The 22,497-nt window shown below is 67.3% G+C and carries 22 protein-coding genes and 1 pseudogene; 12 read left to right on the forward strand and 11 right to left on the reverse strand.

All coding sequences use genetic code 11. From position 1 onward, the window contains the following. Nucleotides 1-141 precede the first annotated feature (141 nt). The gene (locus ACFHVL_RS23665) at nucleotides 142-963 is read left to right on the forward strand and encodes a prenyltransferase/squalene oxidase repeat-containing protein (protein ID WP_416630666.1); all 822 of its coding nucleotides are present in this window, start codon (nucleotides 142-144) and stop codon (nucleotides 961-963) included. 50 nt (nucleotides 964-1,013) lie between these two features. Here ACFHVL_RS23665 and ACFHVL_RS23670 read toward each other — a convergent pair. Then, a pseudogene (locus ACFHVL_RS23670) lies at nucleotides 1,014-2,273 on the reverse strand (glutamate-5-semialdehyde dehydrogenase); the annotation flags it as partial. 51 nt (nucleotides 2,274-2,324) lie between these two features. Then, entirely contained in the window at nucleotides 2,325-3,434 is a 1,110-nt protein-coding gene (proB, locus tag ACFHVL_RS23675) for a glutamate 5-kinase (RefSeq protein WP_416630628.1), read from the reverse strand. A gap of 60 nt (nucleotides 3,435-3,494) precedes the next feature. On the opposite strand from proB, the gene ACFHVL_RS23680 reads away from it, so the two are divergent. Then, nucleotides 3,495-3,815 carry an MGMT family protein gene (locus ACFHVL_RS23680; RefSeq protein WP_416630629.1) on the forward strand — a complete coding sequence of 107 codons (321 nt, stop codon included), beginning with the start codon at nucleotides 3,495-3,497 and terminating at the stop codon, nucleotides 3,813-3,815. Here the strand turns inward: ACFHVL_RS23680 and ACFHVL_RS23685 are convergent. The 7 genes from ACFHVL_RS23685 to ACFHVL_RS23715 form a co-directional block, all read right to left on the reverse strand. After that, on the reverse strand, nucleotides 3,806-4,309 hold the full coding sequence (locus ACFHVL_RS23685) for a hypothetical protein (RefSeq protein WP_416630630.1): 504 nt from the start codon (nucleotides 4,307-4,309) through the stop codon (nucleotides 3,806-3,808). The two genes, ACFHVL_RS23680 and ACFHVL_RS23685, sit on opposite strands and share 10 nt — an antisense overlap. Before the next feature lie 33 nt (nucleotides 4,310-4,342). Next, complete coding sequence (locus ACFHVL_RS23690; RefSeq protein ID WP_416630631.1) at nucleotides 4,343-5,296, reverse strand: hypothetical protein; 954 nt, start codon at nucleotides 5,294-5,296, stop codon at nucleotides 4,343-4,345. Next, the gene (locus tag ACFHVL_RS23695; protein WP_416630632.1) at nucleotides 5,293-5,679 is read right to left on the reverse strand and encodes a hypothetical protein; all 387 of its coding nucleotides are present in this window, start codon (nucleotides 5,677-5,679) and stop codon (nucleotides 5,293-5,295) included. Before ACFHVL_RS23695 ends, ACFHVL_RS23690 begins: the two co-directional genes overlap by 4 nt. A 46-nt stretch (nucleotides 5,680-5,725) precedes the next feature. Continuing rightward, nucleotides 5,726-6,622 (reverse strand): hypothetical protein, encoded by an 897-nt coding sequence (locus ACFHVL_RS23700; protein WP_416630633.1) that lies wholly within the window; start codon nucleotides 6,620-6,622, stop codon nucleotides 5,726-5,728. Nucleotides 6,623-6,803: 181 nt separating this feature from the next. After that, nucleotides 6,804-7,736: a DUF559 domain-containing protein gene (locus ACFHVL_RS23705; protein WP_416630634.1), complete on the reverse strand. Its 933-nt coding sequence runs from the start codon at nucleotides 7,734-7,736 to the stop codon at nucleotides 6,804-6,806. Between the two features lie 68 nt (nucleotides 7,737-7,804). Next, nucleotides 7,805-9,751 (reverse strand): hypothetical protein, encoded by a 1,947-nt coding sequence (locus tag ACFHVL_RS23710; protein WP_416630635.1) that lies wholly within the window; start codon nucleotides 9,749-9,751, stop codon nucleotides 7,805-7,807. Continuing rightward, nucleotides 9,748-10,179 (reverse strand): DivIVA domain-containing protein, encoded by a 432-nt coding sequence (locus tag ACFHVL_RS23715; protein ID WP_416630667.1) that lies wholly within the window; start codon nucleotides 10,177-10,179, stop codon nucleotides 9,748-9,750. Before ACFHVL_RS23715 ends, ACFHVL_RS23710 begins: the two co-directional genes overlap by 4 nt. A gap of 337 nt (nucleotides 10,180-10,516) precedes the next feature. Here ACFHVL_RS23715 and ACFHVL_RS23720 point away from each other — a divergent pair, with 337 nt between their 5' ends. The 7 genes from ACFHVL_RS23720 to ACFHVL_RS23750 all read left to right on the forward strand — a co-directional run bounded on the left by ACFHVL_RS23720 (nucleotide 10,517) and on the right by ACFHVL_RS23750 (nucleotide 14,140). Beyond that, entirely contained in the window at nucleotides 10,517-10,777 is a 261-nt protein-coding gene (locus tag ACFHVL_RS23720) for a winged helix-turn-helix domain-containing protein (protein WP_416630636.1), read from the forward strand. A gap of 104 nt (nucleotides 10,778-10,881) precedes the next feature. Further along, nucleotides 10,882-11,145, forward strand: a complete 264-nt coding sequence (locus ACFHVL_RS23725; RefSeq protein WP_416630637.1) for a hypothetical protein — start codon at nucleotides 10,882-10,884, stop codon at nucleotides 11,143-11,145. An 11-nt stretch (nucleotides 11,146-11,156) separates the two neighbouring features. Next, the gene (locus ACFHVL_RS23730; RefSeq protein WP_416630638.1) at nucleotides 11,157-11,414 is read left to right on the forward strand and encodes a hypothetical protein; all 258 of its coding nucleotides are present in this window, start codon (nucleotides 11,157-11,159) and stop codon (nucleotides 11,412-11,414) included. Then, a complete protein-coding gene (locus ACFHVL_RS23735; protein WP_416630639.1) occupies nucleotides 11,414-12,040 on the forward strand; it encodes a hypothetical protein in 627 nt (208 codons plus the stop codon). Before ACFHVL_RS23730 ends, ACFHVL_RS23735 begins: the two co-directional genes overlap by 1 nt. Nucleotides 12,041-12,096: 56 nt before the next feature. After that, nucleotides 12,097-12,465, forward strand: coding sequence for a hypothetical protein (locus tag ACFHVL_RS23740; protein WP_416630640.1), 369 nt, complete (start codon nucleotides 12,097-12,099; stop codon nucleotides 12,463-12,465). A 44-nt stretch (nucleotides 12,466-12,509) separates the two neighbouring features. Next, nucleotides 12,510-12,938 carry a hypothetical protein gene (locus tag ACFHVL_RS23745; protein ID WP_416630641.1) on the forward strand — a complete coding sequence of 143 codons (429 nt, stop codon included), beginning with the start codon at nucleotides 12,510-12,512 and terminating at the stop codon, nucleotides 12,936-12,938. A gap of 206 nt (nucleotides 12,939-13,144) precedes the next feature. Next, nucleotides 13,145-14,140: an HNH endonuclease gene (locus ACFHVL_RS23750; RefSeq protein WP_416630642.1), complete on the forward strand. Its 996-nt coding sequence runs from the start codon at nucleotides 13,145-13,147 to the stop codon at nucleotides 14,138-14,140. 2 nt (nucleotides 14,141-14,142) lie between these two features. On the opposite strand, the gene ACFHVL_RS23755 is transcribed toward ACFHVL_RS23750, so the two are convergent. Then, nucleotides 14,143-15,261: a DNA cytosine methyltransferase gene (locus ACFHVL_RS23755; protein WP_416630643.1), complete on the reverse strand. Its 1,119-nt coding sequence runs from the start codon at nucleotides 15,259-15,261 to the stop codon at nucleotides 14,143-14,145. Nucleotides 15,262-15,627: 366 nt separating this feature from the next. Between ACFHVL_RS23755 and ACFHVL_RS23760 the strand changes: the two genes are divergently transcribed. The 3 genes from ACFHVL_RS23760 to ACFHVL_RS23770 are packed head-to-tail and all read left to right on the forward strand — an operon-like array spanning nucleotide 15,628 to nucleotide 22,039. Then, nucleotides 15,628-17,223: a sigma-70 family RNA polymerase sigma factor gene (locus tag ACFHVL_RS23760; protein ID WP_416630644.1), complete on the forward strand. Its 1,596-nt coding sequence runs from the start codon at nucleotides 15,628-15,630 to the stop codon at nucleotides 17,221-17,223. Further along, nucleotides 17,220-20,297, forward strand: a complete 3,078-nt coding sequence (locus tag ACFHVL_RS23765) for a helicase-related protein (RefSeq protein WP_416630645.1) — start codon at nucleotides 17,220-17,222, stop codon at nucleotides 20,295-20,297. The genes ACFHVL_RS23760 and ACFHVL_RS23765 overlap by 4 nt, the downstream gene beginning before the upstream one ends. Beyond that, nucleotides 20,294-22,039: a hypothetical protein gene (locus tag ACFHVL_RS23770; protein ID WP_416630646.1), complete on the forward strand. Its 1,746-nt coding sequence runs from the start codon at nucleotides 20,294-20,296 to the stop codon at nucleotides 22,037-22,039. Before ACFHVL_RS23765 ends, ACFHVL_RS23770 begins: the two co-directional genes overlap by 4 nt. On the opposite strand, the gene ACFHVL_RS23775 is transcribed toward ACFHVL_RS23770, so the two are convergent. Beyond that, nucleotides 21,969-22,460 (reverse strand): very short patch repair endonuclease, encoded by a 492-nt coding sequence (locus ACFHVL_RS23775; RefSeq protein WP_416630647.1) that lies wholly within the window; start codon nucleotides 22,458-22,460, stop codon nucleotides 21,969-21,971. The two genes, ACFHVL_RS23770 and ACFHVL_RS23775, sit on opposite strands and share 71 nt — an antisense overlap. Nucleotides 22,461-22,497: the final 37 nt, after the last annotated feature.

A 22,497-nucleotide genomic window follows, 5' to 3' on the forward strand; every position in this document is an offset into this window, starting at 1 on the left:
CCGATCGACCGACGAATCAAGATCAACAAGCCGTCAGGCATCCATGATCAACACTTAATGCAAGACCGAGGCTAGTTGACCTTGCCTGACTTGCTGAGGCGGGATCCCGGACCCGGCGGTAGCCTTCCGTCCGTGGTGGATATGGATGGTGCCATCGGCTTCGTCGTGGCACATGGGGACACCGTCGACCGGGCTCGGCTGTCGTGGCTGCGTACCGGCGCACCGCCGCAACCAGACGTGCTCGCCAGCGCCGAGATCGGCCAGGCCCCCGACGGCGGCTGGCCGGCCTTCTGGGCCGGCGAGGTCGCCTCGGTCGACGCCACCTGCTTCCGGCTGGCCGAGCTCGACGACCTCGGTGCGCTGGGGCGGCCACCGGCCCGCAAGGCACTCGACTGGCTGGCCAGCCGGCAACGCCCGGACGGCAGCTGGGAAGAGGACGAGAGCCTCGCCGCCGAAGCGCCCGAATGGGCCCGCCCCGGCGACCCGGAGGCCACCTACTACCTGACCGCCAACGCCGGCTACTGGCTCAGCGTCGCCGACGCCGACGCGGACACCGCCGGGGCCGGGTCCGCCGGTATCGGTGCCGGTGATCAGGGTCACCGGGACGCCGCGCAGGCCGCCGCCCGCTACCTCGCCGCCCAGATGCGCCCAGACGGCACCTGGCCGTCGTACCTGCTGGCCGGCTGGCTGGCCGCCGCCACCCTCTACCGGCAGGCGATGTTCTATGAGTCGGCCCGGATGCAGGGCGTGCTCGACGATCGGCTGACCACGATGGCCCCGGGTGACGTCGCGCAGCTCGCCGCCGCGCTGCGCCGCGCCGGCCTCGCCGACGAGGACTGGCTGCAGGTCAACGCCCGCCGCCGGCTGGCCGCCACCCAACGCAGCGACGGCGGCTGGGACGGCGACCCGGGTGACAGCTTCGAAGTGCACGTCGCCCTGGCCGCGATCCGCGCCTGCCGCTGACAGCCGACGCCGGGTGCTGAGCCGGCGCGTCGGCCGGGCTTACCCGACCGTCACTGACGCAGGTGGCCGTCGCCGGTCACCACATACTTCGTGGACGTCAACTCCGGCAGCCCCATCGGGCCACGCGCGTGCAACTTCTGCGTGGAGATGCCGATCTCGGCGCCGAAGCCGAACTGGCCGCCGTCGGTGAACCGGGTCGACGCGTTGACCATCACCGCGGCCGCGTCGACCCGGGCCACGAACTCGCGGGCCGTGCTCACCGAATCGGTGACGATCGCCTCGGTGTGCCCGGTGCCGTACCGCTTGATGTGCGCCACCGCCGCGTCGAGCGAGCCGACCACCGCGACCGAGATGTCCGCCGACAGATACTCGGTGGCGAAGTCGTCGTCGGTGGCCGCCACCACCTCAGCGGAGAACGCCGCCACCTCCGGGGTGCCGTGCACCGTCACGTCGGCCTCGCGCAACGCGGCCAGCATCCTCGGCAGGAACGCCGCCGCCACGTCCACATGCACCAGCAGCGACTCGGCCGTGTTGCAGGTCGACAACCGCTGCGTCTTCGAGTTCAACGCCACCGCGACGGCCTTGTCCAGGTCAGCTGCGGCATCGACGTACACGTGGCAGTTGCCGACGCCGGTCTCGATCACCGGCACCGTCGACTCCTCGACCACGGTGCGGATCAGGTCCGCGCCGCCGCGTGGGATCAGCACGTCGACCAGGCCCCGGGCCCGCATCAGCTCCTTCACCGAGTCCCGTGAGCTTGCGTCGAGCAGCTGCACCGCGTCGGCCGGCAGCCCCGCGCCGGCCAGCGCGTCCCGCAACACCTGCACCAGGACCGCGTTCGAGTGCGCCGCCGACGACGAGCCACGCAGCAGCGCCGCGTTGCCCGACTTCAGGCAGATCCCGGCGGCGTCGACGGTCACGTTCGGCCGCGCCTCGTAGACGATGCCGACCACCCCGAACGGCACCCGCACCTGCCGCAGCTCCAGACCGTTCGGCAGCGTCGAGCCGCGGACCACCTCGCCGACCGGGTCGGCCAGCCCGGCCATCTCCCGCAACGCCTGCGCCATGTCTTCAATGCGCTGTTCATTGAGCGCCAGCCGGTCCAGGATCGCCGTCGACAGACCGCCGGACCGTCCGGCGTCCAGGTCGGCCGCGTTCGCGGCCACAATCTCAGCGGTACGCGTGACGAGCGCATCGGCCATCGCCAGCAACCCGGCGTCCTTGGCTGCCCGGGTCGCGGTGGCCAGCTCGTCGGCGGCCACCCGCGCCCGGCGGGCCTGCTCGGTCACACTCATCGCCGTCGTCTCCTCGCTTGTCGTTACGCCTGCCGTTGATGTCGGTCACAAGTGTCGTCGGGTCTTTCAGAGCAGCACCAGGTCGTCGCGGTGCACGACTTCCCGCTCGTAGCCGGGGCCCAGGGTGGCGGCCAGCTCACCGGTGGAGCGGCCCAGCAGGCTCGGCAACTCCACCGCGTCATAGTTGACCAGCCCCCGGGCCACCGGCGCACCGGCGGTGTCGACCAGGTCGACCGGGTCGCCGGCGGTGAACATGCCGTCGACGGCGGTGATCCCGGCCGGCAGCAGCGACTTGCGCCGGGCCACGATCGCCTGTACCGCGCCGGGGTCCAGGTGCAGCCGGCCGCGCGGCGCGGTGGCGTGCGCCAGCCAGAACAGCCGGGCGGTCGGCCGCTGCGCCATCCGATGAAACAAAGTCCCGACGGTTTCGCCTTCCAGCGCTTCGGCAGCGAGCGGGGCAGAAGTCAACACCACCGGGATGCCGAAGCCGGTGGCGATCCTGGCCGCCTCCACCTTGGTGACCATGCCGCCGGTGCCGACCCCGGCCCGCCCGGCCCGGCCGATCGCCACCCCGGCCAGGTCTGCGGCGTCGCGTACCTCGGTGATCCGCTCACTGGCTGGCTTCGCCGGATCCCCGGTGTAGAGGGCGTCGACGTCGGAGAGCAGCACCAGCAGATCGGCGTGGACCAGGGCGGCGACCAGCGCGGCCAGCCGGTCGTTGTCGCCGAAGCGGATCTCGTCGGTGGCGACCGTGTCGTTCTCGTTGACAATCGGCACCGCCCCGAGGTCCAGCAGCTTACGCAGCGTCCGGTACGCGTTGCGGTAGTGCGCCCGCCGGGTCACGTCGTCGACTGTGAGCAGCACCTGACCGGTGGTCAGACCGTGCCGGGCCAGGCTGGCGGCGTACCGGCCGATCAGCAGCCCCTGCCCGACGCTGGCCGCCGCCTGCTGGGTGGCCAGGTCATTTGGGCGTCGGGTCAGCCCGAGCGGCGCCAACCCGGCCGCGATCGCCCCGGAGGAGACCAGCACGACTTCCTTCTTTTCGGCGGTCAAGCTGGCGAGCACGTCGACCAGGGCGTCCACCCGGTGCTCGTCGAGCCCGCCGGACGCCGTGGTGAGGGAAGACGAGCCGATCTTGACGACGATCCGCTTGGCCTGGGTCACTGCTGCTCGCACCCGCCCATTCTGCGCGCCTCGCCGGACGTCACCATGGGGAGATCTCATATCGTGGCCTGCGTGACCCCGCAGGAGTACGTCGAGGAAGTGCTCGCCCTCGTCGAACGCATCCCCGAAGGGCGGGTCATGTCGTACGGGGCGGTCGCCGACGCGCTGGCTGAGGTTTCCGGCCGCGCCTCCGCCCGGCTGGTCGGCTCCATCATGGCGAGGCATGGCGGCGGTGTCCCCTGGCACCGGGTGGTGTCGTCATCCGGCCGGCTGCCGCCCGGCCACGAGGAGCGGGCCCGCGCCCTGCTACGTGCCGAGGACTGCCCGTTGAAGGGGGACGGCGTCGACATGAGCGCCGCCGCCTGGTACCCGAGGCTCGACCCTCAGCCGTAGATCTGATCCTTCAGGCTGCGGATCTGCGCGAACTGGTCACGGATGAGCGCGGCGGCGGCTTCCTGCACCCGTACGGTGAATTCGTGCTCCCGGAACCGGCGCAGGCTGCCCGGCGCGAGGGCCACCGTCCAGTCCCGCATCCCCCGGACCTCGATGTGTACGGAGTTGTCCGCGCACAGGCCCCGCGCCACCAGGTTGTCCCGGGCGGCGTAGTAGTCGACATCGCGTTGGCTGACCGGCGGCTCGTCGCGATCGACCGGCATCTGCAGCGCCTCACTGACGGCCGCGTGGTACGCCTTCATCCTGCCCGCCCAGATCAGCCGGCCCAGCGCGGCGAGCTGCTGCTCGACGTACTGCTCGGACAGCCACTGGTAGCGGCCGGCGGCGAAGGCGATGTGGACCTGATCCCGGCCCCGCAACTCGCCGGAGATGTCACCGCCCGGCGCGGTCACCCGCACGTGCATGTCGTCCAGTCGCTGCGCCAGCAGTCCCACGATCCGCCCCTGGTGTCGTCTTGTGCGTTGTCGTCATCTCACGTAGCCCATGAACAGCGGGCCGGTCACGTCGGCGGCCGTGGCGTCGGCGAGCGCCGGCCGCTTGGTGACGAAGCTGTCCCGGTCCTGCATGATCTCCTGGTAGCTGTGGGTGAGCGCGTCGGCGATCTTGCGTTCCTGCTCGTCGATGTAGCCGCGCAGCAGCGCAATGGCGTCCCGCATCGACGCGATGACGTCGACCGCGGTCTCCCCCTGGAAGTTCACCTTGGGCGGGTCGTCCGGCACGCCGGCAGCCGCCACCTGGGACCCAGCCGCGACGGCGGTCAAGCTGAGCGAGGCCCCGCCGCTGAACGGGGCGAGCGCAGCCCCGGAGACCGCCGCGACCGAGGAGAGCACGGTGAAGGTCATCACCCAGGAGTTCTTGCCGCAGTCGTCCATCCGGTCCAACGCGACGAGCGTGTCGTGGGCGATCTTGTCGATGTCGTTCCTCGCCCGTACCCAGATCTCCTGCTCCGCTTCCAGCGCGGAGCGCAGGATCACCGTCGCGATGAACTGGTTGGCGACGATCGACCGGAACGGCGCGATGAAGTTGCCCCGGAACTCCATCGCCGCCCGACCGGTCCACCGCACGATGTGATTCGTCGCGTCGGTCATCTTGTCGAGATCAACATTGGCCGAGTAGTGCCGGTCATTGAACGGATCGTCGGACAACCACCCCGACGACAGTTCTTCCACCGCTCGATTGAGATCAGATTTGCGAGGCTCGAATGCCTGCGGATCGGGCATCTCGGCGAAGGCGCGGAAGAGATCCGGGATGTCGGCGAACTGGCCTTCGATGCTCCGCCGGGTCTCCAGTTCGTTGTGCCGAGGTGCCGGCTGCGGCAGCCCGTCCGGGGTTGCGGGGCGCACCCCGTGCTGGGTGAACGCCTTCAGCGTCGCCTGCTGCTGGATCTCGTACGCGTGCTGCATGAGCTCGTCGAAACTCATTCGTCGTCAACCTTCGGCTCGCCGTTGACCTGCAACAGCCGGGCGAACTCGTCGGCTGCCTCCTGGTCGGTCCGGGCGTACTCGACCGTGGCGAGGCAGAGCGCGTCCGCGGTCATCTCGATGTTGTCGGCGGTGTCCCGGCAGATCTGGGCAATGGTGTCGCGCAGCAGCAGCCACGGCTGGTAGGCCGGGCCGTACGGTGCACCGGCCAGGTCGCCGGTCCGCCGGAACGCCCCTGGGAGTCCGACGGTCGCGTCGTCGAGAGCATTCGCGGCGCGGGAGTAGACCTGGGCCACGGTCGGCAGGTTGTCGCGGCCCGCGCACCAGAGGGCGTAGAGATCCGCGCCCAGCTCCTCGCCGTGATGGCCCGCACTGTGCGTCACAGGATCCTCCGGGGGGTCGATCAGGGATAGTTGGCCATCGGCTCGATCAGTTGAAGGGGACCACCGTCGGCCTAGGCGTGGTCGGCTCCATGCTGAAATCGCAGTACGGATAGGTCGACGTCGCCGACTCGTCGATGCCGTCGGGGATGGTGTAAGTCGCGTCGATGGTCTGCTCGGTGGTCCCGGCGGCGCAGTAGATCGGGCCTCGGACGGCAGCGATGGCGCCACCGACGATCTTTCCGGAGCTGTCCCGGAAGATGCTGCTCACTCCTCGGCTGACCAGACCCTGGCAGTAGGGCGACGTCATCTGGTAGTCGATGTAGCCGCTCCTGCTCTCTGCATCGACAACCGTGATGCTGTCGTGCTGCGTCTCGATGACGACGGTCGGCGCGTCGTCGGCAGCTACCCAGGTGGTGGCTTCGAAGTGGGTGGTCACCTGCGTGGCTTCGGTGACCGTCTTGCCGTCGTCGAGGTAGCTGCCGGTGCCGACGCCGACCTGAGCGCCGGGCAGGATCAGCGGAATCTCCAGGACGAGCGTCTCGCTGGTGGTGACGGCGGCCCCGCTCTCGTCGGTGACCTCGAACCGGATCAGGGTGCGGTAGGCGGCGTACTCGCTGGTATTCTCGACCATGACGCCGACGCTGGCTGTGTGGAGCGAGCCCGCGCCGGACGGGACGAGCGAGACGCCGGACTCGGTGACGCGCAGGCCGCCGCCGTCCGGGGCGGACTCGCCGGAGCCAGGAGTGCCGGGCAGCGGCTCCTTCGGTGCCTCGACGCAGGAGGCGCTCGGGTCAGGTGCCGGCTCGTTCCTGCCGATCGGTGCACAGGCCGGGACTGCCCCGGCGACCAGGGCGGCGACCAGCGCCACTGGGGTGAGCGCTCGGCGTCGCCCCAAAAGTCGCCGGTGCGGTGCTGAGCGGTCCGGCTCACTCGGTGCGGTCAAGGTCCGTCATCCCTACCTTGTGAGGTTGGCTATCGGCGGTCACGCCAATGTACTACCTGGACACAATGCGTGAAGGTGCGCCGCCGTGGGCTGTGCGGCTGCACGTCGAGAATTCGCGAGTGGAGGGCTGGGGTACGCAATTCCGCGAAAATTTGGTATCCCAGCCCTCCACTCGATGCGATCAGCCGGCCCGATCGGCGATCGCCTGCCGTACGGTTTGGGCGAGTTGTTCGCTTCGCCGGAGTACGTCGTCGGCAGTGAAGCGCAGCGCCAGCCAGCCGGCGGCGTGCAGGGCGTTGAACCGGTGCACATCCTTGCGGAAGGTGGCGCGATCGCGGTGGTGGTCGCCTTCGTACTCGATGGCAATGCGCCACTGCGGGTACGCCAGATCCACCCTGGCGATGAACTTCGCTCCGCCGGTCGGGCCGGTCGCCGAAGCATGAACCTTGTATTGCGGGGTGGGCCTGGGCAGGCCGGCGTCGTGCAGCAGCAGGCGGAGCCGGCTCTCCATCGGCGACTCACTCGACGGCTCGGCGAGGTCGAGCAGTTCGCGGAGTTGTTTTACCTGCCGTCGCCCCGGGTGGGCGTCGACGTACGCCGAAAGTTGGGTCTTTGTGCAGGTCCGGCGGCGCAGGAACGCGTCAAGGGTGATGAGCGCGTCGGCCCGGGGCAGCATCCTCCCCAGGTCGAAGGCGGTACGGACCCCGTTGGTAACCGGCATCCCGAACAAAGACGTTATGTCGAGCTCGGGGTGAAGGGCCAGCTTGGCGTACCGGATCCGGGGGTGCGGGTCGGGTCGGGCGACGCTCGGGACGGCGACGTGCACGGGCGCTGCTGCTCTGCCCCGGTGCGGCAGCAGGTCGACGCCCCAGAGGTAAGCGGCGCTCAGGCCGTAGATGGCCGCACCGGGTGGCAGACGGGTGGCGACCGCCTGGCACCACATCCGATGGTCGTCGGGGCGGTAGGAGTCAACGTGGATGTAGACGTCGTGGAGGAGCCGGCACCAGGTCCGGCCGGTGAGCATCCTTTTGGTGATCAAGCCGGCGGCGACCGCCCGACTGCCGGAAAAGGGTTCCACAGTCAACTCGCGGGGCACCTTGACGGGGCGGGCCATCCGGCAGAGCCTGCCGGATGGCCGCTGTCGTCTGCTGCCCCGAACGTCGGCCAGGTCGCGAATCCGACTCAGGAACCAGGGGAGGTGAAAGGTCCGACCGCGGCGACTGCTTCGGTGAGGGTGGCGGCGGTGGCGATGATTTTGGTGTCTTTCGGGCCGTCGGGGAGGTGGATTTCGCAGCGGTGTGGGGTGATGAGGGCGGTGACGGCGAGTCCGGGGTGGCGGGCGGCGAGTGTGGTGAGTGCGGGCTCGGGGTCGTCGCCCTGGCCGCCGTTGCCGTCGGGTTTGGGTTTGGGGTTGGGGTGGTGTGGCGCGGGGACTGGGATCGTCGGGTCGATGGGTGTGGCGTGGTCGCTGGCGTTGCGGAGGTATTCGAGGGCGTGGGCGACGGCTTTGGGCAGGCTGGGGTGGTGTGCGCCGGGGTTCCAGCGGCCGAGGTGGCCGGAGACGCCCGGTGGGGCGAAGCAGACGCCCCAGCGCAGGCCTTGGACCAGGTGTGGGTTGCCGTGGTTGCAGCTGTAGTCGGCGAGGCTGACGGCGGCGGCGAGGCCGAGCCGGTGGGCGAGGGTGACCACTGTGGCCAAAGATGGCACCTGTGGTGGGGTGGCGTGCAGCAGGATCCGGCCGCCGGGGTGCCCGTTGGCGACAGCTTCGAGGTACGCGGTGACGGGGTCGCTGTCGGCTCGGTGCACGGTGGCGTAGCCGTGGAGGAGTTCGTAGTCGCGCAGGAACATCAGCTGGCCGTCGAGGGTGGCCAACTCGTTCGGGTCGAGGCCGAGGTCGGTGAGGTGGTGGGTGAGTTGGTATTCGGATGGGAGTTGGTGGATCGGTTTGCCGCCGGGGTGGGTGCTGATCTGGGGTGTGGCTTCGGGCTGGTCGTTCAACGGTGGCCAGTTGAGGTGGCGGGCCCGGCGGTGGCCGGCGGCGATGGTGACGGTCGCACCCTGGTAGATGCGGTGGGTGCCGCTGCAGGTGCGGCAGCCGCCGATGCGGTCGCAGTCGCAGGCGTCCCAGCGGGGCAGGTGGGTGCAGTCGGGGCAGGGTAGGTGCGGGATGGGTGGGCCTTGCCAGGAGGGCGGGGGCGGCTGCCAGGAGCGGGCGAGTCGTTCGCCGCGCCCGTCTCTGGTTCTGACGCCGGTGGGGCGCAGGGTGGTGTGCCACCAGCGGCCGTCGCGCCAAATGGCGTGGGCGCCGGGGGTCGGTTGGCCGGTGAGCAGTGCGGTGCAGTCGGCGACGATGCGGCGTTCGAGCTGGTCGGCGTCGAGTTGGGGTGGGCCGAGGCTGACGCCGTTGGTCGGGCGTGGGGTCACATAGTGGGCGGGGGCGTGTTGGCTGCGGTCGATCAGCTCGAAGCAGGCCCGGGTGGCGTCGACCCGGGTGGCGGCTTCGGTGAAACTGCCGTAGCGGCCGGTGCCGGCGGGGATCGGGCTGCCGGGGAGTTCGTAGCGGATGTCCCAGTGGAAGAAGTCGGTGTCGGGGTGGCTGCGGCGGGCTTCGATGACGAGGTCGAGGCAGAGGAGTTCGGCGGTGTCGCAGAGTTCGCCGAGTTGGCGGGCGGGGTCGGGTGGTGGTGGGGGTGTGGTGTGGCCGTACCAGATGCGCCAGGGGTCGTAGCCTTCGGCGGCGATGGGTGCGGCTTCGAGGGCGTGGCGTTGGTGGGCGGGCAGGTCGGGTTGCCAGCCGGCGGGCAGTTCGGTCCAGGGGGCGTAGATGGGTTCGTCGGGTAGTTCGGGGTCGTGGAGGTGGGTGGCGTCGACCTGGGTGGCGAGGTCGGCGATGACGGGTGCCAGGTCGAGGCACCAGGCCCGGTCGTCGTCGGTGCGGGTGGGGGTGACGGCGCCGGGGACGATGTCGGCGGAGGCGATGGCTGCGGTGTCGAGGTTGGCGACGGTGAGGACGAACTGGGCGCGGCGTTTGCCGGCTCCGTCGCAGCGGGCGCAGGTGGTGGGGTTGCCGTTGCAGCGGGGGCAGGTGACGACGGTGACCGTGTGGTGTGGGGTCGGGTCGTGGGTCACGGCTGCCCCGCGTACCGGGTGGCGGTGGTGGCGGTGCCGGCCCAGGCGGGCAGGTTGATGGTGGCCTGGGCGGCGAGGGCCTGGGTGGTCTGCCAGCGGCGGAGTGCGTCTTTGATGCGGTCGTTCTGCTCTGTGGTGCGGTCGAGTTCGGCGTAGACGATGCCGAGGTCATAGGCGACGCGGTCGAGGAAGGCGGCGACCGCGGCGGGGTCCAGGCCCCGGCCTCGGTCGCGTCGGGCGATGGTGGGGAAGTGGTGGGCGCGGATCTGCCAGGGCCGGATCGGCCGGTACGCGCCGGGTCGCTGGTTGCGGGCGCGGCCGTCGGGTAGCCGGTAGACGCTGCTGCCGCCCGGCCAGTCGCGTGGCGGGGTGGCGGCCATCTTGCGGCGTTGCCAGCGCAGTCGCCAGCGTCGCCAAAGTTCTCGCATCACGGGTTCCTCCCCTTTGCTGGTGTGGTCTGCCTCGCCTGGTGGTGGAGCGGGTCATATGCCGGTGCCAGGTGTACGGGTGGATGGGGTGGCCCCGCCGCTTGCCGTTGCCGGCGGGGCCACCCCTGCCGCCAATCGCCGCAGCCTTCCTTGGCGGTACGGCGACCAGGGCAAACCTTCGGGGCCGGGACGCCCAACGGGCCTGACTCATCGAGCGCCCCGACCGGAGTGCCCGTGGCGGTTTGGGCACTCCCGTGCATCCCCGCCAGGTTTTGCCGACCGGAGGGACGCAAATCCCAAGCTGCCACAGCTTGCGTTGGCTAGTCAAGGGCGAGTCATGGGTGGTTCACTTTTAGTGCCGACCGGAGGGACCGCTTTGCCACCGCGTTACCGCTATGAGCAGATCGCCGATGACCTGGAGCAACGTATCGCGGCAGGTGAGTTCCCGCCTGGCGCGAAGCTGCCCAGCCGGCGTGAGCTGATCGAGCACTACGACGTGACCGCACCTGTCATCGACCGTGCGATGCAGAACTTGCGGACGAAGGGCATCACCGAGACGCTTCCCGGCGTGGGCGTCTTCGTCGCCGAGCCAAAGTGACTGCTTGTTGACACTCTCGACAGCAGGGCAGGAAGCAGGACGACTGGCTTCGATAGGCTCGACCGACGCGGCGTGAGCCGAGCGGGACGTCGGGAGGCGGCAACTTGTCCAGCATCCAGGAAGTCAAGGCAGGCCTGGCGCAGGCAGGTCAGCACGGCAATGCCACCGTGCAGCAGATCCGCGGGGCGACAGAGGCTCTTGACCGGATGATCGCCGGGCTGCGTGCCGCTGCCGCAGGTACTGGTCACCCCATGGTCGGCGAGGCCATCAGCCGCTGCGAGCAGAGTAAAAAGCTCCTCGGGGACGCGGCATCCCTTGTGCAGGGTGCCGGTGAGGCGACCCGCAACTACAGCGGTCTGCTTGGCTGAGCCCGGCTGCCATGACCGTCGACGACATCAAGAGTGACCTGGAACGGGCCAAGATCCTGATGATGCAGGGTAAGGCTGGTTTCGAAGATGCTGCAGAGACCGGCGCGCAAGGTGCCGCCCTGGCACGTCAGGCGGTGCAGGACAGCACGGACGACGATATTGAGAAGGCAGCAGCGGCCCTCAAAGCCGCTGATGACGAGGTCGACCGGGTGCTGAACCGGGTCAACGCCGCCGTCGAACTGGCCGACGCCTATCGGGATGCGCTCTGATGTCGGCCGGCATGGAGCAGGTCATCGCGCAGATGCAACGTGCAAAAGATCAGTTGACTGAGGCTGCCGTAACAGCGACGCGGGCCAAGGCTGACTTCGAAGAAGCGCACAAGTTGTATTCCCAGCTTTCCGATGGATCTGCAAATCCGGATATCAGACGCGCGGTGTCGGAAGCGCAAACGGCCGCTGCCAAAGCCGGTAGGTATGCCAACCTCCTCGACCGAGCGCAGCGGCATTACCAAACGTACTTCGCGAAAGTTGCACCGGCTGCTGGTTTCAAGGAACCGTCGGGAATGCCTTCGGGTGAGATGTTGCTATCCGACGCCGATCGTCGACGTAGCCGGCAGGGAGCGTTTTGGAAACGGCAAGTGCAGAAGGCGGACGATATCCAAGATGCCTTCGCAAACGCCGAAACGCACGCCAAAGCGGTATTCAGGAGTCTCCCGGAGCCGCCGGGTGCCACCAGCTCCAATCCGGTGAAGGTTGAGCCTGCGCATGGCGTTGATCGAGTCGAAGTAGACAATCCGATCACCGCTGTGGCTATGGCGGCCGGTGCAATGGCGGTTGCTGCTAGATCGATGTGGAAAGATGCAAAGAAGCGCCGAGAAAGGAAGCGTTCGCAATGACTATGCACCCCGAGTTGCCTAGGTATATCCGCACTTTGGTTCGAGGGGACAGTGATTTGAACGACGAGATCGAAGCCAGACTGGACCGCGATGGCTGGGATGGTTTCCCGCGCTTCCTGGCCTCCCTCTTCTTTATCGCCGTCGATAGCAGGTTCAGTGACGCTACTCCTTCTGGCGAGATCATCCGCTTCGTCGCCTCGCTGCGCGAGGACTTGAGCCATGGCGGCCCAGACATCGACCCGATCGGTGCGGAAGCATTGATCAGGTCGGTTCTCAGCCCAGCTATTGATTACGATCTCACACCAGAGATGGTCACAAAAATTCAGGCCGCCACGATGTACAAGATATTCTCTGAGGGTGACCTCTCCGATGCCGAGCTCGACGAGATCCTCGCCGAAGCAACAGAATTCGCTATGCAAGAGTGATGGGTGACACAGTTCTTGGCGAGTCGGATTCTAGAGCCGATTAGGTGATGATCAAGAGAGAGATTGTCGAGTATATTCGGACCTTCGTGCGTGACGACTGCGAAGCAAACGATCGGGTCGAGCGGGTCCTCGATCGGGAAGGCTGGGGTGGTCGGTTCGCCTCTTTCTTGGCCGCCGTCTTTCTCTACGCCATCAATCGTAGATTTGGCAGCAGGTGGAACCAAAGCGAGGTGATCCATTTTGTCGCCGATATGCGAGCCGCGAATCCAGTCTTGGCTCAGGTGGACCCGCGTGTTGCTGAAGCCGGAATTCGGGCCGCACTAGATCCGGCGGCTGAGCTGAACGTTCCCGTGGCAGAACTAGTCAGGATGCAAATTGTTGCCATCCAACATGCGGTAGCCGCACTGGATATGACCGACAGTGATCTGGACGAGCTACTACACAAGGCCGAACTTCTGGCTTCTCGCAAGTGAGGGCGTCAGTGTCGCCTGTCTGGCTACAGCCGGGCTACAGCCCGAGATCCTCGGGAAGCATCAGCCGCCGTGCGAGCTGAAGCGATCAATCAGTTCGCGCGGCTTGGCTGATTGTCGTCAACGCGGGAGAATCTGACCCGACGACGGGACGCCCGACCAGTAGCCGGGCACCCTGCAACGACGGCTGACCAGGGAGGTCGGAGCTTATGCCTGACCTGCGCGATTACATGGATATCCAGCTCGGATCGGCCCGTGAGCAGTGGCGATCGATCGCCCACCGCAAGCCAATTCCCGGGAAGAGGCAGGTCGACTTCCTGCCGGTCGAAACCCTCATCTGCCTCGCCGTGGGCCTGGTGGTCGATCGTCGGCGATACGGAAGCTCCACTGCTGGCAACGCAGCCGAACCCATACCTACGATCGCGCGGCTGTTCTGCCGGCCGAACGGGAGCATCCTGGCCAAGATGGCCAACCTCGATGGCGGTTTGCGTAACGGCGCCAAGCATGAGGTCCAGGTCGCCGCTCAGCTACTCGCGGAGCCCGGTCAGCTCGGCGCTGTCTATCGACTCGTGCTTGCCGCCGCTCGCAGTGTTGGCATTGGCCCGGCTGCCCTGCCCGACTTTCTCGGCCTGGTCGATGACGATGACGACCTGCTTCTGATTGGCCAGCGTGAGCTGGACGAGTCGGACGTCGCCGCCGCAGTGCGCCCGGCGGTGGATGTGTGGCGCGCTTCCCGGGCCGACCTGGATGAGCGGACCACGGAGCGTCTCCTGATGGCTGCCGTTCGCGTCGGCCAGCATCGGTTCGCCAGCGAAGTGCTGCGCAACCACGGGCATCAGTGCGTCTTCTGCGGCCTCTCGGTCTCGCTGCCCGAGAAGCGAGCGGCGCGGATGCTCGTCGCCAGCCACATCAAGCCGTGGCGGGCCTGCAGTAACGCCGAGCGGCTCGACGCACGAAACGGGCTGACGGCCTGTCCGACGCACGATGTCGCGTTCGACACGGGGCTGCTGACCGTCAACGGTGGGCTACGCATCCATGTCAAGCCCGCGCTCGCTGCAGCGGTCGAGACGGACCCAGCGACCCGAGCGGCCTTCGGGCGGCCACCGCTGGCCGAGCGGCTGCTGCTACCGGATGGCGCCCAGCCTCCGCACACCAAGTATCTGGCGTGGCATCGCCAGCACATCTTCGAGGAAGCGACGCACTGACCTCAGATGGCCGGCAACGGCAGTTGCTGGACGATCGCCCGGGGACGGGATTGCTTCTGCCTCGGCTGCTTCGTGTGGGTGTTGACGTGGTCGACGATGGCCGTCCCGACGGCCTCTGCTAGTTGAGGCGGCACGGCGTTGCCGATCAGGCGGCCGAGCGGCGCAAACTGGACGGGCTGGTCTGGCGGGACGAACTTGTAGTCAGCCGGGAAGCTTTGCAAGATGGCTGCCTCACGCAGCGTCAGGGCTCGATCCTGTTCAGGGTGCCCGAATCGGCCAGCCCCGTAGTTGTAGGCAAGTGTGGTGATCGTCGGCGCGGGCTCGTCCCATGCCATCCGGGCGTAAACGTTCCGGAAGGTCGATCCGGACGCCTTGCGATGACAGGGGGCCCGTAGCTCTTCATCCCAGTCCTCCCAGGTGCCGCCAGGCTTGGACTCCTTGATCCGCTCGAGGTTTGTGCTGCTGAGGGTTCGGCACTTGTGTAGCGGGTCGTCGGCTGCGGTCTGCCCGTGCTCGACCGGAGTGAGGCCCTCGATCCGCTGGCGGACAGTGGCGTACTCCGAGCTAGTGACCGTGCCCTTTGGGACCGCGATCGGGCCGAGCAACGAAGCGACCAGGACCATGCGCCGCCGGCGTTGCGGCACCCCATACGCGGGGCAGAAGCACGAAGAGTGATCGACCGAGTAGCCGAGCTCACGCAGCCCGGCAACGAACTTGTGAAAGATCGCGGTGCTGACGATCCGCGGCACGTTCTCCATTGTGACGATCTCGGGACGTGTGCCCGTGATCAAGCGGAGCATCTCGTCGACAAGGGGCCACTGGGCCTCCTGCGAGGTGTCGACGCCACGACGGTAGGAGGAGAAGGGCTGGCATGGCGCGCACCCGGCGAGGACCCGGACGGACTTACCTGGCCACATCGCGGCGAGCTCGTCGGCTGTAAGTTCACGGACGTCGCGGCGGTGGAACGGCGCATCAATGTTGGTGCGGAACGGGTAGTCGCAGCTGTCGTCGACGTCCACCCCAGCGGCAACGTGGATGCCTGCTTGCCGCAGACCGTAGGAGAGCCCGCCGACTCCGCAGAACAGGTCGACGGCGGAGATCTTGACAGGTCGGGCGGCCATGCTGGGATCCTAGTGGATCAAACCAGGAAAGCGTACGCCCCGGGCCGTCGCCTGTGCGGTGCTGCGTCCGATCCTCGACAGACTCAAGATCCGTAGTGGACTGTGTGCCGACCAGGATGTTCGGAACATTCTCGGGTCGACTTGCCAGCTGGATGACGTACCGTCGTGATTTCGACTGTGAATCTCGTACGTTCGTCTCGGTCGGCCTCGGCCGACGCGCGGGCCGCAGCGGGTGGCACCTGGTCTTACCTGCATGAGAAGGCCGAACCGCCCGCCATTCGAGTTGGCGACGGCCTCCGTCGACACTCGAACATATGTATGAGAATCGTTTTGTTGTCGGTGTTCGTACCTATCATGGTGCCACTCGTGATCGAGGAGGCAATCGTCATGGTGATGGCGCGGTCGGCAGTACGACGGACGAAGCATCGATCGACCGGCGTAAACAAGGCGCACGTAGACGAGCTGCGTGCGATCCTCGACCAGCACGAAGCTGAACAAGCCCGCAATCTAGTGGGCAACTTTGCGAATCGCTACCAGATCAGCCACTACGACGTGGATGCACTTTTGAGCGGGCTGGTCGGCAGCCCGGAGGAGCAGGCGGCCGGTGTAGAGCCGGACGGACCTGCTGCCGGCGACCTTGATCTCGATCATGAACCGGTCGAGACTGTCGGCCTCGCCGAGATGTCGACCGACGACGACGCCTTGGATTGGATGTTCGCGGACGAGCCACCCCTGCCAGCTCCGCGACCAGCCAGCGATGTCGTCGGGCGAGCGCTCGACGATCTCCTGGGAGACTGGGAGAGGAAGGGCAGACAGCTGACGCGCGAAGAGGTGTCGCTCGTCGCCACGCGCCGGAAGCTGACTCCGGAGCAGCGCGCCGACCTGCTGGACCAGCTCGTCGAGGCAGGCGTCCAACTGCCAGTCGCAGCCGGCGCGCAGCCCATCCAAGCCAAGTCGAAAGCTACCGTTGCTCTAGGTGATGGGGATGCGGTACGTCTGTACCTACGGCAGATCGGCCGCTATCCGCTGATCAACGCCGTGCGTGAGGTGGAGCTTTGGTCATCGATCTCGCAAGGTGTGGCTGCCCAGCAGCGACTCGACGATGCTGACCAAACAGAGATGACCCCTGGGCTTCGACAACGGTTGCGGGAACAGATGGTGGAGGGTCGACGGGCGCACGCTGAACTCGTCTGTGCCAACCTGCGTCTGGTCGTCTCCATAGCCAAGCAGAGGCAGTACGAAGGCTGCGGTGTCGAGTTCGCCGACCGTATTCAGGACGGCAACACTGGCTTGATGCGAGCGGCCGACAAGTTCGACGGATCGAAGGGATTCAAGTTCTCAACCTACGCGTCCTGGTGGATCAGGCAAGCGATTGATCGGGGAATCGGCGACCGTGGAAGAACGATCCGCATTCCTGTTCACATGTACGAGAAGTTGCGAAGCGTCAGAGCAATCAAGCTGAAGCTGGCCGACCAATTTGGTCGCGAGCCGACGCTGTCGGAGATGTGTGAGCGCACTGGGCTCGAGCCGGGTCAGGCGCAGGCCGCCCTTGATCTGTTGCAGCCAGTTCGCAGCATCGATCAATTTATCGGAGAAGATGGCGACTTTCGATTTTCCGACGTCTTGGTAGTCGATGGGGAGCGCGATGGTCGGGCTGATCCGGCAGATATTGTGATGCACTCGGTCTTCCAGGCCGAAATCGCCATGGCCGTGAAAAATATTCTCCGGCCTCGGGAGGTTGAGATAGTCAGGCGCAGGTTTGGTATTGGTGGCGGCGAAGAGGAAACGCTCGACCGGATCGGGGCACACTTCAATATCACCCGAGAGCGCATTCGGCAGCTATTGGGGAAGTCGCTGGCCAGGCTCAGGGAAAGCCCTGACGTGCAGAGCCTTCGTTCATATCTCATCGATGATTCGCGAGCGGCAACTTACGGTGCTTTGGCAGAGAGGTTGGCTTCGTGACCAGCTCAGGAGTTCAGAGTTTGGAGCAGGCGTGCGAGGCGTTCGTTGCCTGGCTCGACCGTCGGGTGATCGCGGCAGGCCGCGGGGACGGCCTGGACCGACTGGAGGTCGCTCCGTCCGGCACCTTTTGGCTGGGTCGGCTGTCCTGCGAGGACGAGGTCAAGGACGGACTCAACGACGACCGTTCGGAGCGGCTGGATCCGTGTGCGATCGGGATCAGGCTGCGTCCGGCCGGCGGGCCGCCCTGGTCGATGTCCGTCACGGTGCGGGCACGCGCCTGGGGCAAGGACGAGCCGAAGGACCCGGATCCGAGAGGCAGGTGGTGGCGGAGCGATCTGGTCGAAGAGGTCGTCTCGCTGTTAGTCGACAGCCGAGGCGCAGAGGCCGGATCGAAACAGCTCGAGGACGCTTTCGCCGCTGTCGGCGTACCCGGGTTGTCGGCGAAGGTCAAGGTCGACGTCGAGGATTGGCACAAGCAGACCGAGCTGGTCGTGCAGCTGGTCAACACCAGCCCGATCAAGGCGCCTGGCTTGGCCGACTCCCACCTGTTCGAGACGCAGATCGAAGTGCGCGGCTTGCCGACCGTGCCGTTTCAGCTGGAGGCGCTGCCCGACAGCTTCCGGTACGACCGCCAGGTGCCCGCCTACGGCGTGAACGTCGGCGTCGAGGTGTTGGCGCCCGACGTCTTCCGTACGACCGACACGGTGACAGTGCAGACATTCCGGCCGACGTACTGGAACGGTGCCGAAGCGCCGCCGGATCTGTCGTTCGCGACCCTGGCAGCCGATCCGATCCCGCAGCTGTCCGCGCTCGTGGGCGCGCTGGCGGCGTACGACGAGGCGCACTGGTCGCCGTCGGTGCTCGACGCCCGGCAGGCGGCCGAAGGCTGGACCCCAGCGATGCGGGCGGAAGCGGATCGCTCGGCTGGGGAGGTCTTCGGTGAGCTGGATCGTCTCCGCACCGGGCTCGACCTGCTGCGCGCCCGACCGGAGCTGTGCCGTGCCTTCCAACTGATGAACAAGGCGATCGCCCGCAGCGCCCAAGGGCGCGGATACGACACGTGGCGGCCGTTCCAGATCGGCTTTCTGCTGGCTACGGTTCGCTTCCTCGTCGAGAGGGACGAGGAAGCCGATTACGTCGACACCGTCTGGTTCGCCACCGGTGGTGGCAAGACCGAGACGTATCTCGGTCTGCTGCTCACAGCGGCCTTCTTCGACCGGCTGACCGGCAAGACGATGGGTGTGACGGCCTGGTCGCGGTTCCCGCTGCGGTTGCTCAGCTTGCAGCAGACCCAGCGGTTCGCCGACGCGCTTGCCGGTGCCGAGATGGTCCGCCGCGAAGAGAACGTCGGAGGCACTCAGTTCAGCCTGGGCTTCCTTGTCGGTCAGGCGGGCACGCCCAACAAGGTGGTCCCGAAGACGGAGAAGGACGAGATCACTCCTGATAGCCCTGGCATGCCGGACAAGTACCAGGTCTTGCTGCATTGCCCGTTTTGCCGGGCGGAGAAGCTGACGATGCGGTTCGACCGCAAACGGTGGATGCTCGAACACTGCTGCACCAACTCCGGCTGCCCGAACGCTGGTCGGCCGCTTCCGATGTACGTGGTCGACCAGGAGGTGTTCCGCTTCCTGCCGACGGTCGTCGTCGGGACCTTGGACAAGGCGGCGTCGATCGGTTTGCAGCAGGCGATGCGCGGCCTGGTTGGTCCGCCGCAAAAGGTGTGCCAGGTGCCCTGGCACGGGTTCACCTATGCCCAGCGGTCGTCGTCGCCCAACGGGTGCCTGGTGCCGGACTGCCAGGGCGGGCCTGCGCTCAGGGACCTGCCGATGGACGCGAAGCGGTTCGGACCGTCACTTCGGCTGCAGGACGAGCTGCACCTGCTGCGAGACAGCCTCGGGGCGGTCGATTCCCACTACGAGAGCCTGCTGGATCACCTGCAGCAGAAGTTGTGTGGCTCTCGGGCGAAGATCGTGGCCAGTAGCGCGACGCTGACCGGCTACGAGCGCCAGGTCGACGTGCTCTACCAACGGCGTGGCCGTGTGTTTCCGCAGCCCGGCCCGCGTGCTGGGGAATCGTTCTGGACTATGTCGACCGACAAGCCGCTGCGACGGTTCGTGGCGGTCGCTCCACGTGGTGTCACGCTGGAGCACGTCAGCGACCGGACCTTGGACACGCTGCAGCGCTGCATCCGTGACTTCATGGACGACCCGGTGAATATCTGTGCGGAGGCCGGGATCGACCCGCAGCACGCCGACGACCTTGTCAGCCTGTACGGCACGGACGTCGTGTACGGCACGACTCTCTACGACGTGGAGGCCGCCGGGCGGAGCCTGGGCAGCAACAACACCGTCTCGGGTATCAACGTCGAGCAGCTCACCGGCCAGACCGACTTCGATGAGGTGCGAGAGATCCTCGATCGGCTGGACCACCCGGAGCCAGACTTCGACGACCGCATCCACGTGATCGCAGCCAGCTCGATGCTCTCGCACGGCGTCGACGTCGACCGGCTGAACACGATGGTGATGCTGGGTCTGCCGCTGACCACCGCCGAGTTCATCCAGACCACGGCCCGGGTCGGCCGCCGGCACCCCGGGCTGGTCTACGTGCTACACAAGATCGGCCGGGAGCGGGATGCCCAGACGTTCCGGCACTTCGGCCCCTACGTCCGACAGGGCGATCGGTTCGTCGACGCGATTCCGATCACGCGACGTAGCCGGCGGGTGCTGGATCTCACGATTCCGGGTGTCGTCGGCGCCCGAACGCTGATGATCCGCGAGCCGGCGAGCCGGCAGCGACTCAGCACACCAAAGAAGCTGCGTGAATATGCCCGAGACTCCGGCATGACGCCCGCCGGCGAGGCCGCCGATGTCGCGGCGCTGCTCGGGTTCGACGACGTGGCGGACCCGCTGCACCACGAGCAGATCGAGCAGTGGCTGCGAGACTGGTTCGCCGACCTTCAAGACCCGAGCACTCGGGCCAAGTACACCAGTGAACTCGGCCCCCGCCCTCCGATGATGAGCCTCCGCGACGTCGAGGCCAGTGCCCCGATCCACGAAGACAGGCGGACCTCATGAGGCCTCTCGCTTCTCGCAGCGGCAGCCAGATCCTGCGGACCTTCCTGCCCGAGCAGACGGTCGACTTGCGTGGCGACATCTACCAGGTCACTGAATGGTCGGCACCCATCCCGATTGAGGTCGACACCGATCTGGTGCGCCGGCATCTGCTCGGGGAGATCGCCGCGTGGGCGGTCAAGGACAACGACAACGGGATGAGCGGCGAGCTGCACCGCAACGTGCCAATCGAAGTCGTCGAGCTGGACGACCGCCGCGGCGTCACGGTCGAACGGTATCCCAAGGTCTGGCTGTGCCGGGTCTGCAAGCGGATCGGCAGATCAAAGGAGCAAGCCTGCAGGTGTGGGCAGCGCGGCAAGTGGGGGCAGCTGCACTTCGTCGGGATCCACGACTGCGGCGCGATCGAGGAGCCGTGGATCCCGCGTTGCAAGGAGCACGACGACGTCAAAGTCGTTATCCCGAAGAGCGCCAAGGCGGCTGACATCAGCTTCGTCTGCCCCACCTGTGGCAAGCAGACGATGAAAGGGCTCGGCTTCAACCGGCCATGCGGCTGCGGCGCAGGCACCATGCGGTGGAACGTCCATAAAGCGCGCACCGTCTACACCCCGCGCGGCACGGTCCTCATCAACCCGCCCCGGCCGGAGCACCGGGAGGGCCTGAAGCTCGCCGGCGGCGCCCGCAAGGCGCTCGTCTGGGTCGTCGAAGGGCTTACCGCCGACCGCCCTGCCGACGTGTCGTCGAAGCAGACCCGGGATGAGTTCCTGGAGAAGCTGATTGCCGACGGTATGGACCCATCATTTGCCGAGCAGATGGCGGCGATGGCGGAGCAGGGTGGTCAGCTCGCCAAGCCGGGTGAGCATCCGATCGACCGACTGTCGGGACATCGGCGCGAAACAGCCGAACGCGAAGCCGCCGACATCGCGATGGCGCTGGCCGAGAGCCGATTGCCGACGACCAAGTTGGGCGGATCGGGGGTCGGTGGCGCCCTCGCCACGCGCTACCGCGACAGCTACCCGGCGGCGCTGGCCCGGGCCGGCGTGGCCGGACTGGACCTGGTCGACAGGTTCCCGGTGCTCAACGCGATGTACGGCTACACCCGTGGCGACGACGACCCGGCGAAGTGCCGGTTGATCCCGTTCCGCCGTAACAGGGGCGGCTACCGGCTGTACGGCAACCTCGCCGAGACGGAGGCGTTCCTGATCCGGCTGGATCCGCTGCGGGTCGCGACCTGGCTCTCCGGGCGCGGCCACCAGCTTTCGGGCTGGAAGGCCGGAGACCAGGACGAGGTTGCGGCGCGGGTCGCGGTGCTGGAGTCGGCGGTGGTGCCGTCGAAGCGCGACGATCCGTCCGACGGCTCGCCCGGCACCGACCTTCTCAAGCTGGTGCACACCTACGCTCACCGGTTCATTCGCCAGACAGCGGTCTTTTCAGGCATCGAACGCGATGCGCTCAGCGAGTACCTGTTGCCTGGACATTTGGCGTTCTTCGTGTACGCCGGTGCCAAGGGCGACTTCGTGCTCGGCGGCATGCAGGCGGTGTTCGAGTCCAACCTCGACGACCTGATGCACACCTTCGTCGACGCGGAACACCGGTGCCCGCTGGACCCAGGTTGCGATCGGGGCAGCGGGGCGTGCAGTGCCTGCGTGCATCTGGGTGAGCCGTCGTGCCGGTTCTTCAACCGTTTCCTCGATCGGGGGGTGTTGTTCGGTCAGGGCGGCTACCTGCGGATCCGGCCCGAGGAGTAACGGCCAGCAGCCGCCGCCACTGCGCTTCGACCCGGTCGGCGGCGGCTGCGGTCGCCTCGTGCTCCCACACGTGCAGCACGGTCCAGCCCAGGTCGACCAGTGCCGCGTCCTTCGCGCGGTCCCGGGCGACGTTGCGGTCGAGCTTGGCCTGCCACCAGTCCCGGTTGTTGCGCGGCAGGGTGCCGTGGTCGGGGCAGCGGTGCCAGAAGCAGCCGTCGACGAAGACCGCCAGCCGCGCTCGGGTGAAGACCACGTCGGGCCGGCCCGGCAGCCGCCCGTCGTGGATGCGGAAGCGCAGCCCACGGCGGTGCAGTTCGCGGCGCAGCAACAGCTCGGGCTTGGTCGAGGTGCGGGGTTGCCTGCGGAGTCGGGCCGACGTGGCGGCATCGAGCGGTACGGGCAAGGGGGACTTTCGGCCCATCTCTCCAACCTATCCGGGGACGTTCCGTTAGATCACA

Source organism: Micromonospora sp. LOL_023 (assembly GCF_048060115.1).
Taxonomy (GTDB): Bacteria; Actinomycetota; Actinomycetes; order Mycobacteriales; family Micromonosporaceae; genus Micromonospora_E.